General features: G+C 48.8%; 18 protein-coding genes and 1 tRNA gene. 10 read left to right on the top strand and 9 right to left on the bottom strand.

What is annotated here, in order from left to right; all coding sequences use genetic code 11:
- Positions 1 to 65: 65 nt before the first annotated feature.
- Positions 66 to 575 (bottom strand): SOS-induced cell division inhibitor SulA, encoded by a 510-nt coding sequence (sulA, locus tag SK36_RS13215; RefSeq protein ID WP_045441351.1) that lies wholly within the window; start codon positions 573 to 575, stop codon positions 66 to 68.
- Positions 576 to 791: 216 nt separating this feature from the next.
- On the opposite strand from sulA, the gene SK36_RS13210 reads away from it, so the two are divergent.
- Entirely contained in the window at positions 792 to 1,406 is a 615-nt protein-coding gene (locus SK36_RS13210) for a TfoX/Sxy family DNA transformation protein (RefSeq protein WP_045441352.1), read from the top strand.
- Here SK36_RS13210 and yccS read toward each other — a convergent pair.
- Together yccS and SK36_RS13200 are read right to left on the bottom strand one after the other, a co-directional pair.
- Positions 1,384 to 3,537 carry a YccS family putative transporter gene (gene yccS, locus SK36_RS13205; RefSeq protein ID WP_048222742.1) on the bottom strand — a complete coding sequence of 718 codons (2,154 nt, stop codon included), beginning with the start codon at positions 3,535 to 3,537 and terminating at the stop codon, positions 1,384 to 1,386. The genes SK36_RS13210 and yccS overlap by 23 nt on opposite strands.
- A gap of 18 nt (positions 3,538 to 3,555) precedes the next feature.
- The gene (locus tag SK36_RS13200; protein WP_045449541.1) at positions 3,556 to 4,002 is read right to left on the bottom strand and encodes a YccF domain-containing protein; all 447 of its coding nucleotides are present in this window, start codon (positions 4,000 to 4,002) and stop codon (positions 3,556 to 3,558) included.
- A 125-nt stretch (positions 4,003 to 4,127) separates the two neighbouring features.
- Here SK36_RS13200 and helD point away from each other — a divergent pair, with 125 nt between their 5' ends.
- Positions 4,128 to 6,182, top strand: coding sequence for a DNA helicase IV (helD, locus tag SK36_RS13195; RefSeq protein ID WP_048221744.1), 2,055 nt, complete (start codon positions 4,128 to 4,130; stop codon positions 6,180 to 6,182).
- A 32-nt stretch (positions 6,183 to 6,214) separates the two neighbouring features.
- Here the strand turns inward: helD and mgsA are convergent, their stop codons facing one another.
- The gene (gene mgsA / locus SK36_RS13190) at positions 6,215 to 6,673 is read right to left on the bottom strand and encodes a methylglyoxal synthase (RefSeq protein WP_045441354.1); all 459 of its coding nucleotides are present in this window, start codon (positions 6,671 to 6,673) and stop codon (positions 6,215 to 6,217) included.
- Between the two features lie 93 nt (positions 6,674 to 6,766).
- Positions 6,767 to 7,429: a curli synthesis inhibitor gene (gene csgI, locus SK36_RS13185; protein ID WP_045441355.1), complete on the bottom strand. Its 663-nt coding sequence runs from the start codon at positions 7,427 to 7,429 to the stop codon at positions 6,767 to 6,769.
- 172 nt (positions 7,430 to 7,601) lie between these two features.
- Here csgI and SK36_RS13180 point away from each other — a divergent pair, with 172 nt between their 5' ends.
- Positions 7,602 to 8,015, top strand: a complete 414-nt coding sequence (locus SK36_RS13180) for a CoA-binding protein (RefSeq protein WP_045441356.1) — start codon at positions 7,602 to 7,604, stop codon at positions 8,013 to 8,015.
- A gap of 105 nt (positions 8,016 to 8,120) precedes the next feature.
- Here the strand turns inward: SK36_RS13180 and hspQ are convergent, their stop codons facing one another.
- Together hspQ and rlmI are read right to left on the bottom strand one after the other, a co-directional pair.
- On the bottom strand, positions 8,121 to 8,438 hold the full coding sequence (gene hspQ / locus SK36_RS13175) for a heat shock protein HspQ (protein WP_045441357.1): 318 nt from the start codon (positions 8,436 to 8,438) through the stop codon (positions 8,121 to 8,123).
- 57 nt (positions 8,439 to 8,495) lie between these two features.
- Positions 8,496 to 9,707 (bottom strand): 23S rRNA (cytosine(1962)-C(5))-methyltransferase RlmI, encoded by a 1,212-nt coding sequence (gene rlmI, locus SK36_RS13170; protein ID WP_048221743.1) that lies wholly within the window; start codon positions 9,705 to 9,707, stop codon positions 8,496 to 8,498.
- A gap of 212 nt (positions 9,708 to 9,919) precedes the next feature.
- Between rlmI and SK36_RS13165 the strand changes: the two genes are divergently transcribed.
- Genes SK36_RS13165 through yccX form a run of 3 tightly spaced genes read left to right on the top strand, consistent with a single transcriptional unit; the run spans position 9,920 to position 11,612 of the window.
- On the top strand, positions 9,920 to 10,468 hold the full coding sequence (locus tag SK36_RS13165) for a YbhB/YbcL family Raf kinase inhibitor-like protein (protein WP_048221742.1): 549 nt from the start codon (positions 9,920 to 9,922) through the stop codon (positions 10,466 to 10,468).
- Positions 10,469 to 10,483: 15 nt separating this feature from the next.
- Positions 10,484 to 11,272 (top strand): AraC family transcriptional regulator, encoded by a 789-nt coding sequence (locus SK36_RS13160; RefSeq protein WP_048221741.1) that lies wholly within the window; start codon positions 10,484 to 10,486, stop codon positions 11,270 to 11,272.
- Positions 11,273 to 11,330: 58 nt separating this feature from the next.
- Entirely contained in the window at positions 11,331 to 11,612 is a 282-nt protein-coding gene (gene yccX, locus SK36_RS13155; protein WP_045441361.1) for an acylphosphatase, read from the top strand.
- On the opposite strand, the gene tusE is transcribed toward yccX, so the two are convergent.
- Positions 11,609 to 11,938: a sulfurtransferase TusE gene (gene tusE / locus SK36_RS13150; protein ID WP_045441362.1), complete on the bottom strand. Its 330-nt coding sequence runs from the start codon at positions 11,936 to 11,938 to the stop codon at positions 11,609 to 11,611. The genes yccX and tusE overlap by 4 nt on opposite strands.
- A gap of 88 nt (positions 11,939 to 12,026) precedes the next feature.
- Positions 12,027 to 12,686 (bottom strand): FtsH protease modulator YccA, encoded by a 660-nt coding sequence (gene yccA, locus SK36_RS13145; protein WP_043015806.1) that lies wholly within the window; start codon positions 12,684 to 12,686, stop codon positions 12,027 to 12,029.
- 270 nt (positions 12,687 to 12,956) lie between these two features.
- On the opposite strand from yccA, the gene SK36_RS13140 reads away from it, so the two are divergent.
- From SK36_RS13140 to SK36_RS13125, 4 genes are all read left to right on the top strand, one after another.
- Positions 12,957 to 14,585, top strand: a complete 1,629-nt coding sequence (locus SK36_RS13140) for an ABC transporter substrate-binding protein (RefSeq protein WP_048221740.1) — start codon at positions 12,957 to 12,959, stop codon at positions 14,583 to 14,585.
- Positions 14,586 to 14,728: 143 nt separating this feature from the next.
- Positions 14,729 to 14,816, top strand: a tRNA-Ser gene (locus tag SK36_RS13135).
- A gap of 293 nt (positions 14,817 to 15,109) precedes the next feature.
- A complete protein-coding gene (locus SK36_RS13130) occupies positions 15,110 to 16,018 on the top strand; it encodes a DUF6387 family protein (RefSeq protein ID WP_048221739.1) in 909 nt (302 codons plus the stop codon).
- Positions 16,019 to 16,226: 208 nt separating this feature from the next.
- The gene (locus SK36_RS13125; RefSeq protein WP_023302112.1) at positions 16,227 to 16,439 is read left to right on the top strand and encodes a helix-turn-helix transcriptional regulator; all 213 of its coding nucleotides are present in this window, start codon (positions 16,227 to 16,229) and stop codon (positions 16,437 to 16,439) included.
- The last annotated feature ends 8 nt before the right edge of the window (positions 16,440 to 16,447 follow it).

The following is a 16,447-nucleotide window of genomic DNA, read 5'->3' as shown; positions in this document are numbered from 1 at the left end:
AAGTGTTAAAGCTCAAAGTCGAATTTGGACATGAAAAAAAATTCCAGGATAATTCCTAATTTTACTCAATGATACAAATTCGAGTGAATTTTTAGCCCAGAATGCTGTCTCCCGGCAAGAGACTGCGCACGAACAGGACGCATGATAAATCCCATCGCATTTCCCTCATCTGCAGCTTTTACCAGTTCAGTATGTTCATCTTCCGTTAATTCTTCGGTCAGCCAGCCGATTACCACACTGTAATTGCCTGTTCGCAAAGCGCGAACCATTGACTCCAACGTATGGCACGGTGAGAGTTGGCTAATTTGCATGACTTTTGTTAAAGGCAGCCCTGCAGACTGTACCCATTCACGGCTCAATTTTTGCTGAGGTGTAAGCCAAAGCTGCCAGCGCGATTGCTGCCCTAATTGCTGAAGCAGGGGGAGCAGCAGTAATTGCGTCATCATGGGCTGGTCCTCGCGATAGACCACTTCACTGATAAGCCCGGCGGTAACGTTCTCTGAAGAAACGCGCGCAATATTGCTTGATGTGGAAGAGAACGACGAAGAACGATTTGCGTAGCCTGAAGTGTACATAATCAATCCAGCCCTGTGAGTTACTGTATGGATATACAGTAACCCTGCTATCCATAAAGATCAACTTTATTTTCGGAAACTGGTTCGCAATTTTTCGCTGTCATAACAGCAAAAACAAAATTCATCTTGCTCCCTGAGAATAAGTTGCCTATTTTCGTCATTAACGGATCCGCTACTGCAAATCATTCTCTTATATTATGATTTAAAAGGATTTTTATGAAAAAGCTCTCTTATGACAAGATCTATAAATCACAAGAATGCCTGGCCTCTTTGGGGACGATTCGCTATCGCTCATTGTTTGGTAGCTACAGTCTAACGGTTGAGGATACGGTCTTTGCAATGGTCGCCAGCGGTGAGTTGTACCTTCGAGCTTGTGAGCAGAGCGTACAGTACTGTGTAAAACATTCGCCAGTCTGGCTGACGTTTATGAAGCGCGGACGACCGGTTATTCTCAATTACTACAAGGTGGACGATGCTTTGTGGCGAAACCAACAACAGTTGGTGTCTTTATCGAAGTTTTCGCTGGATGCAGCAGTGAAGGAAAAACAGAGCCGCTTTTTGCAACACCGCCTGAGAGAGCTGCCGAACATGACATTTCATCTCGAGACTCTGCTTAACGAAGCGGGTGTTAACGATGAAAGTACATTGCGTATGCTGGGAGCTCAAATGTGCTGGCTTAAATTACGGCAGATTAATCCTGCTCTGACAGTGAAAATACTCTATGCCCTCGAAGGGGCGATTGGCGGGGTCCATGAGGCGGCGCTCCCGGCGATTCGTCGCCAGGAGCTTGTTGAGTGGGTACGCTCACTTACTCCGGAACTGGAGTATTAGACGGCAAGGCGGCAATTTGCTGCTGGAGTCGCCTGATTTCCGGTAGCAATGCAATCAATAACCCAACTTGCTGAACGACCAGCGGTTCTTTACTGTCCGGGCGCGGTTCAAGATGCTGAATCCGTTGCTTCAGACCTTCAAGTGCCTGGTATACGCGTTGCTCATCAGCTGGCTGATGATGAAGCGCATCATCTACATAGCAGACGGCATCATCCAGTAACGCCAGAACGTCCGGGTTGGTCAGTTGTTCCCGGTGTGCACCCAGAGCCGAAATATAGCTGGTAAAAGTATGGTTGAGGCACAGCAAGCGGAATGCTGTTTCCCGCGTTTGCGCTGTGACGTCAGGTTCACTCGACATATTCGACACTACGGACGCAAGCTCAGCATCGCGATTATGTGCATCACGTCGGGCAATACGGTATGCGAGCCGATTATCACGACCCTGATGATATTGTTCGAGAATAGCGTCGAGGTAGCGACAGTTAGCGTCAGTTGCTCGTTCAATTACTCGTGGCAGATTACGAAAACGCCAGTCTGGCCAGATAAAACTGACGGCCGCCCAGGCGATTGCGCAGCCGATCAGCGTATCAATTACGCGTGGCAGGGCGACTTCGAAACCTTCGCCAAGCAGGTTAAAGCACAGCAGTACCAACAGAGTGATAAACATAGTTGCATGAGCATACTGTACGTTGCGAAATGCAAAAAAGAGCACGCCAGTAATCACTAATAGTATCAGTTGCCCTTCAAGTGAGGGAACGAACCACAAAATGGGCAAGCCGATGGCTATTCCCACTAGTGTGCCGATAATCCTTAGTGCCAGGCGATGGCGGGTGGCGTTGTAGTTAGGCTGACAGACAAACAGACTGGTCAGCAGGATCCAGTACCCATGGTTCATTCCAGTGATCTGAATAATGGCGTAACCGATGCAGAGCACCAGTGACATGCGGATAGCATGGCGAAAAAGGGCGGATTCAGGTGTGAAATTACGGCTCAGACGCAACCAGATGTCGCTGAAACCATGTGGGCTGTCATCAGCAAGCTGATTTTCTGATTCATTACGCGAGATTGCCTGAGCCTGTTCGGACTCAATGGTAGCCAGCTGTGCGTCGATGGCACGCAGGTTTGAGAGCAAAAATCCCAGTGTATTGAGCAGATCTGAAGGGGCACCGTTAGTGCGCATACGCTCGAGTGCGGCGTCTATATGCGTAAAGGCGCGTTCAAAGTGTGGATCGTGCTGGTATGGGGTGCGCAAGATAATACAGCGCGACAACTGTGTGCAGGCTTGTCCCTGCATTGACATTAATCTCTGGAAGCGAAACATCACGTCGCTGTGACGGAAATGGTCGCGCAGCGTTTGGTATTGAATATGCGAGGAGCTTGCGCGCTCGTGGATATCCTGTGCCACAAAATAATAATGCAGTGTACGACGTGTTCCCCGCTGCCCTCGGTCACCGCGCAAGCGGGTCAGTAATGACACTTTAGTTTGGTTTAGCGTGGCCATTAGTTGCCCATTGGCCAGCGCTAAGTCATAGAGCGGTGCCTGACTTTCATCTTCGATATCAGGATCGAAAAGACGCGATTTCAGCTCCAGATAGTGCGCTAATTGTTCGTAGCTACGAGCCAAATTATCCTGCAGGGGGCGAATCGGGAACAAGAGATGTCCGGTCAGCGTAAGCAGGTTGTACCAGATGGCGCCAGCGAGCAGAAGTATCGGTTGCTGATACCACTGATCGTAGAGTGAAGTCCCCAGCATGGTATAAATCGCGATGAGCAATGCCCCAAAGGCGATTGTCGCATAACGCTGGCCTAATCCACCCAGCAGAATAAATCCGCTGGTGGAGATGGTTAATCCAATGGCAAAAAGCCATGGCCAGGGGAAGAGCAGTTCGACGGAGGCAGAGGCAATAAAGAAGCAGATCAGCGTAATGATCAAATTGCGTAGTCGTCCCGCAAGACGATCGTCCAGATCGGTAAGCGCAGCAGCAACCATGCCCAGTGTGAGTGGGATAGTGAGTTTTACGTCGCCCAACCACCAGGGCAGAGCCGTTGTGCCGCAAAGCGCGATGAATATCCGCACGTAATACAGCCAGGTGCTGTTCCAGGTATAGCGTTTGAGCAGAGGACTTAACATAAAGACCATGCGTCCTGATTATTCAAAGCGGCGACGCGCATTGGCTTCGCGAGCTGCGCGGGCAGTTTCTACTGACACCACGCGACGTCCGACGGGCCAGAGTGCAATCGCGGCGATCTTAAAGTTCGCAATGCCTACAGGAATACCAATAATCGTAATGCATTGGGCAATACCGGAGACAATATGCATCAGGCACAACCACCAACCGAAGAAAATCAGCCAAAAAATATTGAGTAATGTCCCGCCGGTATTCATCAGTACACTTTGACCTGCTGGGTTGAGTTCATCAACATGAATCGCTTCGTTGCCAAAAGGGAACAATGAGAGGCGAGTTATCTCCCAGCACGAACGGGTCAAGGGCAGGGTGAAAATAAGCACGATACTGACCAGCGTAGCCAGTAACCAGGCTAAGGTAGTGGCGAACCCGCCCAGCACAAAATTTAAAATATTCAGAACAGTACGCATAAACTCTCGGTTAACTCTGGTTTTCAGTGAATTTGGCAATTGTAACGTTTTTTTGGGCTGGAGCACGTTTTCTCTGGCGGTTACACTGATAAGTAAACCTCTTCGTGTGGATCCGCGTAAGTCTTATGGAACTGAAAGCAACTTCTCTTGGAAAACGTCTGGCGCAACACCCTTACGATCGAGCCGTTATTCTCAATGCCGGGATAAAGGTTTCCGGCGATCGTCATGAGTATCTTATTCCATTCAATCAGTTACTGGCTATACATTGCAAACGAGGCCTTGTCTGGGGGGAGTTGGAGTTTGTGCTTCCGGAAGATAAGGTTGTACGCCTGCACGGTACAGAGTGGGCTGAAACTCAGCGTTTCCATCACCATTTGAATACACTCTGGCAGCAGTGGAGCCAGGAGATGAGCGAAGTGGCAGCCGGTGTTTTGCAGGAGCAACTGCAGGCGATAGCCGTTCGTACCGGGGAGAATAAATGGCTGACGCGTGATCAAACCTCTGGGTTACAACAGCAGATCCGCCGCGCCTTTGCCGCGTTGCCTCTACCGGTTAATCGATTAGAAGAATTTGATAATTGTCGTGAGGCATTACGACAATGTCAGGCCTGGTTGAAGGACATTGAAGTGTGTCGTTTACAACATAATCAGGCGTATACCGACGCAATGTTGGCGGAGCATGCTGAGTTCTTTGCACATATCGAATCCTCGCCGCTGAATGCGGCCCAGGCGCGAGCGGTAGTAAATGGTGAGAAATCACTGTTAGTGCTCGCGGGAGCCGGAAGCGGCAAGACCTCTGTTTTGGTGGCTCGCGCTGGGTGGCTGTTGATGCAGGGGGAAGCCGTTGCTGAACAGATTCTGCTGTTAGCCTTTGGTCGCAAAGCAGCCCAGGAGATGGATGATCGTATCCGCGAGCGACTGCATACAGAAGAGATCAGCGCACGGACGTTTCACTCGCTGGCGCTACATATCATTCAGCAGGGCAGTAAAAAAGTTCCAACGGTAAGTAAGCTTGAAAACGATACTGCCGCGCGGCATAAACTCTTTATCACCACCTGGCGTCAGCAGTGCAGCGAGAAAAAGGCGCAGGCCAAAGGCTGGCGGCAGTGGTTAGAAGAGGAGATGCAGTGGACTGTGCCTGAGGGCAATTTTTGGGACGACGAAAAGTTGCAGCGTCGTTTGGCCACAAGATTAGATCGTTGGGTTGGACTTATGCGCATGCATGGCGGAGCGCAGGCTGAAATGATTGCCAATGCCCCGGAGGAAATTCGCGATCTGTTCAGTAAACGCATTAAACTGATGGCGCCGCTGCTTAAGGCCTGGAAGGGAGCTCTGAAGGAAGAAAATGCTGTCGATTTTTCCGGGTTGATCCATCAGGCAATTGTCATTCTGGAAAAGGGGCGCTTTATCAGCCCCTGGAAACATATTCTGGTCGATGAATTTCAGGATATTTCCCCACAGCGTGCCGCTCTGGTGGCTGCATTACGTAAGCAAAACTCGCAGACCACTTTGTTTGCGGTGGGGGATGACTGGCAGGCGATTTATCGTTTTAGCGGCGCGCAGCTTTCGTTGACTACCGCATTCCATCATACCTTTGGCGAGGGTGATCGCTGTGACCTGGATACTACATACCGTTTTAATAGCCGCATTGGCGAGGTCGCAAACCGGTTTATCCAAAAAAACCCACATCAGCTTGCGAAACCGCTCAACAGCCTGACGTCAGGGGATAAAAAAGCGGTGACGCTGTTGGAGGAAAGTCAGCTGGATTTATTGCTGGATAAGCTTTCTGGATTTGCGAAAGCTGAAGAGCGAATTCTGGTGTTGGCGCGTTACCATCATCTAAAACCCGCCAGTCTGGAAAAAGCGGCTACTCGCTGGCCCAGGCTACAGCTTGAATTTATGACTATCCATGCCAGTAAAGGGCAGCAGGCAGATTACGTTATTGTCGTCGGACTGCATGAAGGAAATGATGGTTTTCCGGCGCCGGCTCGCGAGTCAATTATGGAAGAGGCGTTGCTTCCTGTTGTTGAAGACTTCCCTGATGCAGAAGAGAGAAGGTTACTGTACGTGGCGCTAACACGTGCGCGGCATCGGGTATGGTTACTGTTTAACAAAGACACGCCGTCGTGTTTTGTCGATGAACTTAAACAACTGGATGTACCGGTAAGCAGAAAACCCTGATAAGCAGGCGGCATGTACCGCCTGCCTGACGATTATTTGAGGCGCTCTGCCAGGTAACGGGCGTAATCCGGGATCAGGATTTCTGTCGCATCGCTGAAGTTTGGCGACTGGATGATAAAATCGGCGGTAGAAACGTTGGTCGCGACCGGAATGTTCCAGACCGTGGCCAGGCGCAATAGGGCTTTTACATCAGGATCGTGAGGGACGGCATTGAGCGGATCCCAGAAGAAGATCAGCACATCGATTTTCCCTTCAGAGATCAGCGCGCCCACCTGCTGGTCGCCGCCCATTGGGCCGCTCAGCATAGCATTTACATCCATACCAGTAGCGCGTTGAATTAAGTTTCCTGTCGTTCCTGTCGCGTAGAGAACGTGTTTTTCCAGCAACGGTTGGTGGCGTTCTACCCAGCTCATCAACATCTGTTTACAGTGATCATGTGCAACCAGCGCAATATGCTTGCGCGCTGGCAAAGTGCGAGTCGTCAATTCCATAGTACAGCTCCCAAGTTAACCTCGTTACAGAGTACTGGAAGCACTTGACGCTGCAAGAGAAAGACAAAAAAAATGCGTATATAAACATAAATGTCATGAAGGTGGCTGTTTTTGCGCCCATTGCAAAAAGTTACTCCGCGTTTGTGAGTCGGCTTGCTGAAACCAATATTTTAAACGCTGCTCGGTGAGTGTCTGCGACTGAGGCGGAACCCGGTCCAGTTCAGAAACTCCGGAGAGCAATGAGCTGTCATCTGCCATCATGGGGGCAAATTGCGGTAACGAGGCATGCCTGGCGGCTTTGTTATAGCGCTCAGTCTCAATTTCATAATCCACGATTTTTGCCTTTGAAGTGATCGCCATAATATCCAGTTTCACTGGAATGGGCATGGAGTCCCCGTCAAGCAATTCGACGCGCGGGGCGCTATCAAAATGTGTTGCGTCACGCTCGTTGCTCAGGCGCGGAAGATGAAAATTAACCTGACTGACCATTTGAGTATTAAAGCTGATGACCAGTGGTGGGGAAATATAGAGGCGTTCTTCATGGCTGGACAGGCGGATAGTTTTCTCTACGCGAAAAACAAGCTGATGGGGGCCATTCTCAAGCTCAATACTGTCGGCACCACGCAGTAATGAGCTTGAGACCTTTTTTCCGTCCAGTACCAGTAGATCAATATCATTAGACAAACGTAGTGAGGTGGCCAAAACGGTTACCGGCAAACACAGGGCAATCAAGACTGTCACAATGCCGGCTCTCATAGGTTTCTCCTGTCCAGAAAATGCCTGAGTAAGATGTATCAAAATTTTTCGGTAATCATGTTTACTAACATATAGACATATTTGTCAGTTTAGCTCTCATGCGCCAGTATGGGATGAATGGTTGCAACGTCAGGTTTGTCGTACACTTTGCAAAACAGCCTGGAGGAAGATAATGAAAGAGACCGATATTGCTGGCATTTTGACATCCACCCGTACGATTGCGCTGGTGGGCGCGAGTGATAAACCCGAGCGCCCTAGCTACCGGGTGATGAAATATTTGCTCGATCAGGGCTATCACGTTATCCCCGTTTCACCCAAGGTTGCCGGGAAAACGCTGCTGGGACAGCAGGGCTATGCGACCCTTGCAGATGTACCTGAGAAAGTGGATATGGTGGATGTCTTCCGTAATTCAGAAGCAGCCTGGGGCGTTGCGCAGGAGGCAATTGCCATTGGGGCGAAAACTTTATGGATGCAGCTAGGGGTGATCAATGAACAGGCGGCTGTGCTGGCACGTGATGCCGGTATGGCGGTGGTGATGGATCGTTGTCCGGCAATTGAGATCCCTCGACTCGGGCTGGCGAAGTAAGCCTGTGTTATTGCCGAATGGCGCGTTACTTATCCGGCCTGCGGTTCGTGGCCGGATAAGACGCGTAAGCCCGATAAACGAAGCGTCATCGGGCAAGTGCTAAAATCAGTTGCGCAGGCGTGGAGCCTGAAGCTGTTTGCGGATTGTCCGCGCCAGTTCATCCATTGAGGGTTGCTCCGGATGCTCTTCCTGTAGCTCACTGCTCAACTGTGCTTCCGCCAGATACGTATGTACTGGCAGGCCATTATCATCTTCCATCACCACGTGATACCAGGGAGCGGCGCGAAGTTCGTCGTTTACCGCCAACTCATCGGGTGACGGTTCATCAAGCGAATATTCCGGGTCGATATCCACGACCACTCCGAGGTAACCTAACAGGGAATGGCGGACCTGCTGGCCGATACCGAATTTGCTGGCAATCATAGTCACCTCCCGGGAAATAGATACCCTTTATGTAAGGGTAATATTCCACTTTTCAAGTTACATGATGCGACAGGCAAACCCTTTCAGATACAGCCCTTCCGGGTAGGTAGCGATCACCGGATGATCGGCGGCCTGACGGAACTGCTCTATAAATTGTATATCACGACCAGCATCTATTGCGGCATCAGCGATGATTTTCTGAAATAAATCGGTGGTCATCAGGCCGGAGCAGGAGAATGTCAGCAGCACACCGCCAGGATTCAGAAGCTGAATAGCCAGTATATTGATGTCCTTATAGCCACGACAGGCGCCCATCAGCTGGTTTTTGTTTTCGACAAACTTCGGCGGATCCATCACGATGACATCAAATTTCTCTCCGCGATCGCGATAGGCTCGCAGTAGTTTGAACACATCATCACGCACAAACTCGGCTTTAGTCAGATCCAGTTTATTCAGTTCAACGTTTTGTCTGGCGATGTCGAGCGCTTCCTGGGAGGTGTCAACGCTCACGACCTGGCTGCATCCCCCCATTAATGCCGACACGGCAAAACCGCCGGTATAAGAGAAACAGTTCAGAACGCGCTGATTTTCGACGTAGCGACGCGTCGCCAGACGGCTGTCACGTTGATCCAGGTAATAACCTGTTTTGTGACCGCGCTGAATATCAACCAGCAGCTTCATACCGTGTTCTTCGATTGGCAGCAGAGCAGGGGGCAGTTCGCCGGTAACAGGTCCCTGCGTAAGCTCCATACCTTCTTTCTTACGTACGGCAACGTCGCTACGGTCATAAATGGCGCATTCAGGGAAAACTATCTGCAGGGCGCTAATCAGTGCGGCACGTTGATATTCGGCCCCTGCGCTGAGCAGTTGCAGAACCAGGAAGTTAGCGAAGCGATCAATGGTGACACCGGGCAGCCCATCAGATTCACCGGCAATCAGACGGTAGCTGTCCAGCCCGTCTTTCTTCGCCAGCCAGTCGCGCCACTTCTGCGCTTGTTGCAGACGACGGACAAAGAAATCAGTATCAATGGATTCAGATTTGTCGAATGTCCAGACACGCGCACGGATCTGTGATGCAGGAGAATATGCACCGCGTGCTAACCATTTACCCTGATGGTCAACAATATCGATGGTCTCACCAAGGTTGGCTTTGCCTTCAATACGTGCGACGGCACCGGAGAATACCCATGGATGGCGGCGAAGTAATGATTTTTCGCGCCCTTTAGCTAACACCATGCGGGGATATTGCGGAAATTTAGATTCAGTCATGCGGAGCAACCTCTCACAAACAGCGATGCGGGCTGGATGAGAACCAACCTGATACCGTTAAAACAAAATGGCGCGTAGGGTAGCACAGATGAAGGGGGCAATCATCAGAGTATGGTTGCGAGCATTTCAGCACAAAATGGAATCACAGCAGCACAGTTTCCTTAAAGCATAACCATTACATTGATATTTCTTCATATGGTTAAGGAAACACAATGAAAACAGTCTCTTCTCTGCTAGCCATGACGATAACGGCGATAAGTTTTAATGTAACTGCGGCATCAGCGTTCCGTATTAGCAGTACGGATATTACAGATAACCTTCAATTAACACAGAAACAGATTTTTAATGGTTTTGGCTGTAATGGTGAGAATATCTCGCCACAACTGAGCTGGCAAAACCCGCCAGCCGGGACCAAAAGTTATGCCATTACGTTATTTGATCCAGATGCCCCAACAGGAAGTGGTTGGTGGCACTGGACGGTGGTGAATATTCCAGCACACGTTCAGACTCTTCCATCTGGCGTTGGAAAAGATAAGTTACCCGCAGGGGCTATTCAGGGGAGGAATGATTTCGGTTATTCTGGATTTGGCGGTGCCTACCCACCTGCAGGCGATAAACCTCATCGTTACCAGTTCACCGTGTGGGCGCTGAATACGGAAATGTTGCCCATCGATAGTAATGCGAGCGGTGCGCTGGTGGGTTTTATGCTTAACAGCCATGTCATCGCTAAAGCTGAATTAACGGCCACATACGGAAGATAAACTGAGGGACACACGGTGCAGGACGTATATTTCAAACATAATGTGCTTACCGCGGCAGAGGTAAACTCCAGCCAACTGCACCGCTTGCATCGTGTTAAGCTTTTTTCTGCGGCGATATGTCACATCACTCACGGTAGTAAAGTCATCATCCAGGATGATAACCGTCTGGTTGCCGGCACAGGCGAATTGCTTATTATCCCTGCAGATTCCTGTCTTGAGATTATCAATCAACCCGCACAGGGGGCTTTTCGTTCAGATTTGTTGCTACTCTCGCCTGAGATCATTACGCGATTTAAAAGTTCGTATGTGCAGGATTATCCCCCCGCGAAGCTAAGATCGTTATGTACACCAATGAGCCATAGCCTGGCGTTTATGTGGGCGAGTTTGCTGGATGCTGTGCGTCAGGGCCTGCCGGTAAAACTACAGGAACATCAGGCGATGGGATTACTTCTGGCTCTCTTACATGAAGGAGCTGCCGGACCACTTCTGATTGAGCGCAGTTTTAAGCTGGCGGAACAGGTGAGGCAACTCATTATGTTGTCGCCTGCTAAGCTATGGACAGCAGATGAAATTGCCGGTCGTTTAGCGATGGGCACCTCTACATTACGTCGAAGGCTACAGCAGGAATCACAGAGCTATAGACAAATTGTCGAGGAAGTACGTATGTCATACGCTCTTTCTCAGTTGCAGTCGGCGAAATTACCGATTGGTGAGATTGCAATACGCTGTGGCTATATGTCTGGTTCGAGATTTACGGCAAGATTCCGCCAGCATTACGGGTGTCTGCCGAAGCAGGTACGTTAATGGTATTCACATTTACAGTGTGAAAGTATGCCCATTTACAATAAGAGGGAGAACCTCCATGTCGAAAGTCTGCATCATTGCCTGGGTACACGGTCGGGTACAGGGAGTGGGATTTCGCTATACGACGCAGCATGAAGCGCAGCGACTCGGATTAACCGGGTATGCGAAGAATATGGATGATGGCAGCGTAGAGATTGTCGCCTGTGGTGAAAGCCAGCAGGTGGAACAACTGATGAAGTGGTTAAAAGCCGGTGGGCCACGCAGTGCCAGGGTAGACCGGGTTCTCAGTGAACCGCATCGCCCTGGCGACGAACTAAAGGGATTTAGTATTCGTTATTAAATACATTTTACCGGTTTTGGCAGGCCTGCGATTTTTGTCGCCTGTTTTGCCGGACCTTTGGGAAACAGGCGATAGAGATAACGACTGTTGCCTTTCTCTTCGCCAAACTTATTAGCCATCGCTTTTACCAGCATGCGGATTGCCGGAGAAGTATTAAACTCCAGATAGAAATCGCGCACAAAACGCACCACTTCCCAGTGTTCAGCCGAAAGGGTGATGCCTTCATTCTCAGCAATGACAACTGCCAGCGGTTCGCTCCATTCTGTAGTGTCTTTTAAATAGCCTTCGCTATCGGTACTGATTTCTTTACCTTCAAAGATCAACATATTTCTTCACTACGTTAGTCAGACTGGCGGCAGTTTACCAAAAAAGAAAGCCCCGCATAAGCGGGGCCGGGTAATACGTTTTGACGTTTTAGTCGCGGCTGGCGAAGCCCAGAATGCTCAGCAGGCTGACGAAGATGTTGTACAGCGATACATACAGGCTGACTGTCGCACGGATGTAGTTGGTTTCACCACCACGGATGATGTTGCTGGTTTCGAACAGGATTGCACCTGAGGAAATCAGAATAAACACCGCACTGATGGCCAGATGCAGAGCTGGCAGTTGCAGGAAAATATTCGCAACCATACCGATCAGCACCACCACAATACCAGCCATCAGCATACCGCCGAGGAAGGACATGTCTTTACGGGTGGTCAGCACATACGCAGAGCAACTGAAGAAGACCAGTGCAGTACCGCCCAGGGCCATAGCGATAACATCACCCATGCCTGCCGACAGGTAGGTGTTCAGAATTGGCCCCAAAATGTAGCCGAGGAAACCGGTGAAAGCGAAAGCTGACAGAATGCCAACCGGTTTATCTGCCGTTTTATACGTCAGGAACATCAGTCCGTACATACCTACCAGCGTCAGGATAAGACCTGGAGATGGCAGCATCAGTACCGTACTGGCGGTCGCCGTGATCGCTGAAAATGCCAGCGTCAGGCTCAACAGGAAATAGGTATTGCGCAGCACTTTATGCGTGCTGAGTAGCGATGTACGGTCGCGCGAAGAACTAATAATACGATCCATGAGTCACTCTCTTATGACAGATGTAATTAATGAAGGAGGATAATTAAATCGCTGGAAATGACACAGCGGTTTTACCCATCTTTACGCATTTTAACCCGCCAGGCTTAAGCATTTTATTTCAGCAAAAGCTCCTGAATTAGATGTTATCACTTATTGTCTGCAAATGTCAGATCGACATCTTATAGGTGGCTGAAAAATATTGCGTTATCACCTGAATCCTTTAAGAGTTACAGCGGTGTCATCATATAACAGAACAATAAGGTGAAGGGAATGGCTCAACATAGACCGAAGGTATTGACGTTTACGCTGTTGGCTGTCTGTTTGATGTCTATAAACGGTGTGGCATGGGCAGCAAATGTTCCTACAGGAACACCGCTGGCAGAACAACAGGAACTGGTCAGAAATAACGGCAGCGAGCCTGCATCGCTGGATCCACATAAAGTCGAAAGCAACGTTGAGTTTAATTTAATCAGTGATATGTTCGATGGGCTGGTTTCTGTCAATCTGCAAGGGGAGATTGAGCCGCGCCTGGCGTCATCGTGGGAGAATAAAGACAATACCGTCTGGACCTTTCATTTACGTCCAGGTATTACCTGGTCAGATGGTTCAGCCATTACCGCACAGGATGTTGTCTGGAGCTGGCAGCGTCTTGTTTCACCACAAACTGCTTCGCCGTATGCCTCTTATCTCGGCAATATGCACGTCGCGAATGCGCTCGACATTGCCCTTGGGAAAAAGGAGCCCGCTACACTGGGTGTGAAAGCACTCAATGACACCACCCTGGAGATTACCCTGACGCAGCCAACGGCTGCATTTCTGGCTATGTTGGCTCACCCGTCGCTGGTGCCACTGGATAAAGTGCTGATTAGCCGCTTTGGTGATAAGTGGACCAGGCCAGAGCATTTTGTCAGTAGCGGTGCATACAAGCTTTCTCAGTGGGTGGTCAATGAGCGGATTGTTGCCGTACGTAATACGCACTACTGGGATGATCAGCATACGGTAATTGATAAAGTCACTTATCTGCCCATCAGCTCAGAAGCAGCTGACGTTAACCGCTACAAGGCCGGGGAAATTGATATTGTCTTTAGCGTGCCGGTAAACCAGTTCGCGCAGTTGAAAAAGACGATGGGAGATGAGCTGCGCGTTTCACCTCTGCTTTCAACCTATTACTACCAGTTCAATACAACTCGCGCGCCGTTTAATGACCCGCGTGTGCGCCGGGCGCTGAATATGGCGTTGGATAAAGAGATCATTGCCCAAAAGGTCATGGCGCAGGGGCAGCGTGAAGCGTGGGTAATCAGCCAGCCTGAAATTGGCGGTGTCAAATTGCACGCACCGGAGTATGCCGCGTGGCCGCGCGATAAACGCATTGCTGAAGCGAAAAAACTGTTAACTGCAGCCGGTTTCGGTCCGGAGCATCCGCTCTCGTTAAATTTGCTCTACAACACTTTCGAAACGCATCAACGTATTGCGATTGCCGCATCGTCGATGTGGAAGAAAAACCTCGGCGTCGAGGTAAAGCTGCAGAATCAGGAATGGAAAACCATGCTGGACACCATGCACACCGGCAATTTTGATGTCGTGCGCTATGCGTGGATAGCCGATTATGACGATGCCTCGAGCTTCCTCAATATTTTCCGTACCGGTGATAGTGAGAATACCACTAAGTACAGTAATCCTGCCTATGATGAAGCGATGCTCAATGCGGCGAGAGCAGGCTCGCTGGACGAGCGAGGGAAATACTACCAGCAGGCTGAGGACATTTTGGGCGAAGATGTTCCGGCAATACCTGTTTATCACTATGTCCATACGCATCTGGTGAAGCCGTGGGTTGGGGGATTTGCTCCTGATAACCGTGGAAATTATTACACCAAAGATATGTTCATCAAAAAACATTAAACCAAAGAGAGCAAGATACGTGCTGAATAAACGGTCAATTTGTTGTTATTTCAGTCAATTAACATTATTTTGGCTGTTTTTCAGGCAAACGAACACTTTGGTGCTTTACAGGTCCGTTCGGGATGTTTATAGTGCGCCTCATTGGAAGCGTGGCCGAGCGGTTGAAGGCACCGGTCTTGAAAACCGGCGACCCGAAAGGGTTCTAGAGTTCGAATCTCTACGCTTCCGCCAATTTCTTAACAGAATCAATAACTTAAGAGTTAGTTTTGATTTTGTACTGCATAAAGTATTGCATTAAAAGCCCGTGTAAACGGGCTTTTTTTGTATCTAAAATCTGGTATTTCCCCGCAATAAATATTTTAAACACTCCGTTCTTGCTTGAGAAAGGCCCCTACCTGTTTCTTTTCCTATACAGATTAACCAAGCAACATCTTTAGACCTCAAACTTGTAATCGTGATGGTTAGCTGGACAACCAATTGTTCTGTCGGTTAAAACAGCTATAAAAGCTAACTGGTAACTGAAAATGAAAACTAGTGAAGTCATGAAGGCAGCAAAATCATGGTTCAAGCTAAGTAACTATGATGTTTTGCAGGAGATAACTGTCAACGACCTGAAGAGGGAAGTGATTGCCCGGCTAGAATTAGCTGAGCACGATTTTGCTATAGAGATTGATGAAAGCGACAGGATGTATCGTCAAATTCATCTGGATAACGAAGCAAGGATTTTATCTGGGCAGCCTTTGCTCGCAAGCCAGCTTGATAAACCAGCTCCAGTGTATGGTAAAGATTACCCATTAAGACAAGCTGTTGAGAACCCGCTTTCAGATGCTAAAAGGCATATCAGGCATATGACTGTTTCTGATGTGGCGAAATATGCACATAGGTTGAGTGGGATAAAGATACTTACTCGTGTAGGACCTAACGATAGTGGTGCTCTTTCGCCTAAATCAGCAAATGTAGCGGAGTGGCGGCTGACAGATATTGAACAGCTTAATTCTTATACGCCTCTTTATCTTGAGCTTAACCTCAGAGTGCTCACAGATGAAGAAGTGATAGAGCATATGAGGCGCATGCTTCCTGAATGGCGTAGGACTCATGATCTCACTGAACCTCAAGCAAGAGCTTCAAGGTTCGGGCTTGCAACAATCAAAAAACTGATTAACTTCCAGACTATCCCTATGTTGGACCTGCTGTTCTGGGCAAAGAGAAAAAACGTCAAAATTTCGTATGAGATGTTGGCTCGTCTTCTACATCCAGATTCATCAGAGTCGATCCGAGGTGGTTCCAATATCAAAGATACTGATAAACCATTTGCCGATAAAGTGCTTAACCATGAATTTGAAAGGGCCTATAACGTCTATTTAAGTAAAAACGATGATATGATCAACACAAAAGTTGCTGATGTTATGAGAATGAATGAAAAAGAGGAGTGAAGGCTGTAGTCCATTGCTCAATCTAGTGAGGGGCTGCTTGCTAAGCAAGCGCCTCATTTTTCAAAACCAGCGAAATCTACAAATTTTCAATTTCCCCGAAAATCACACCCTGCCAATTTCTAAAAAAATCTTGTTTTCCAATATCTGCATCATGTGATCTCAATTTTTCCTACTATAGCTCTTGTCGAAACAACAGAGGAAAAAACAAATGAGAAATGAAATCGCAGGAAAAAGATTAATCCGTGTTCCTGAAGTTCTGAGAAGAGTCGGATTCAGTCGAACCACAATGTATGAGCTTATTAAGGAAGGCCGATTCCCTGATAAGGTAATCATAGGGGCAAGATCTGTAGCCTTTGTGGAAAGTGAGATTGATGCATGGATTGAAAATACCATTTCCGATTCACGCAGAAATAATAAATAACATAAAAG

This window comes from Citrobacter sp. MGH106 (assembly GCF_001037495.1).
GTDB classification, from domain to species: domain Bacteria; phylum Pseudomonadota; class Gammaproteobacteria; order Enterobacterales; family Enterobacteriaceae; genus Citrobacter; species Citrobacter murliniae.
The sequence above is the reverse complement of the archived record's forward strand: the minus strand, read 5'-3'. Positions and strand labels throughout refer to the sequence as shown.

What these genes read in the sequence shown, in the direction of transcription:
- tusE (WP_045441362.1), bottom strand. Translation starts at nt 11,938, where the DNA reads ATGTTGATCTTTGAAGGTAAAGAAATCAGTACCGATAGCGAAGGCTAT.
- SK36_RS13130 (WP_048221739.1), top strand. Translation starts at nt 15,110, where the DNA reads ATGAAAACTAGTGAAGTCATGAAGGCAGCAAAATCATGGTTCAAGCTA.
- sulA (WP_045441351.1), bottom strand. Translation starts at nt 575, where the DNA reads ATGTACACTTCAGGCTACGCAAATCGTTCTTCGTCGTTCTCTTCCACA.
- helD (WP_048221744.1), top strand. Translation starts at nt 4,128, where the DNA reads ATGGAACTGAAAGCAACTTCTCTTGGAAAACGTCTGGCGCAACACCCT.
- SK36_RS13200 (WP_045449541.1), bottom strand. Translation starts at nt 4,002, where the DNA reads ATGCGTACTGTTCTGAATATTTTAAATTTTGTGCTGGGCGGGTTCGCC.
- yccS (WP_048222742.1), bottom strand. Translation starts at nt 3,537, where the DNA reads ATGTTAAGTCCTCTGCTCAAACGCTATACCTGGAACAGCACCTGGCTG.
- SK36_RS13125 (WP_023302112.1), top strand. Translation starts at nt 16,227, where the DNA reads ATGAGAAATGAAATCGCAGGAAAAAGATTAATCCGTGTTCCTGAAGTT.
- rlmI (WP_048221743.1), bottom strand. Translation starts at nt 9,707, where the DNA reads ATGACTGAATCTAAATTTCCGCAATATCCCCGCATGGTGTTAGCTAAA.
- SK36_RS13180 (WP_045441356.1), top strand. Translation starts at nt 7,602, where the DNA reads ATGAAAGAGACCGATATTGCTGGCATTTTGACATCCACCCGTACGATT.
- hspQ (WP_045441357.1), bottom strand. Translation starts at nt 8,438, where the DNA reads ATGATTGCCAGCAAATTCGGTATCGGCCAGCAGGTCCGCCATTCCCTG.
- SK36_RS13140 (WP_048221740.1), top strand. Translation starts at nt 12,957, where the DNA reads ATGGCTCAACATAGACCGAAGGTATTGACGTTTACGCTGTTGGCTGTC.
- csgI (WP_045441355.1), bottom strand. Translation starts at nt 7,429, where the DNA reads ATGAGAGCCGGCATTGTGACAGTCTTGATTGCCCTGTGTTTGCCGGTA.
- yccX (WP_045441361.1), top strand. Translation starts at nt 11,331, where the DNA reads ATGTCGAAAGTCTGCATCATTGCCTGGGTACACGGTCGGGTACAGGGA.
- mgsA (WP_045441354.1), bottom strand. Translation starts at nt 6,673, where the DNA reads ATGGAATTGACGACTCGCACTTTGCCAGCGCGCAAGCATATTGCGCTG.
- SK36_RS13165 (WP_048221742.1), top strand. Translation starts at nt 9,920, where the DNA reads ATGAAAACAGTCTCTTCTCTGCTAGCCATGACGATAACGGCGATAAGT.
- SK36_RS13210 (WP_045441352.1), top strand. Translation starts at nt 792, where the DNA reads ATGAAAAAGCTCTCTTATGACAAGATCTATAAATCACAAGAATGCCTG.
- yccA (WP_043015806.1), bottom strand. Translation starts at nt 12,686, where the DNA reads ATGGATCGTATTATTAGTTCTTCGCGCGACCGTACATCGCTACTCAGC.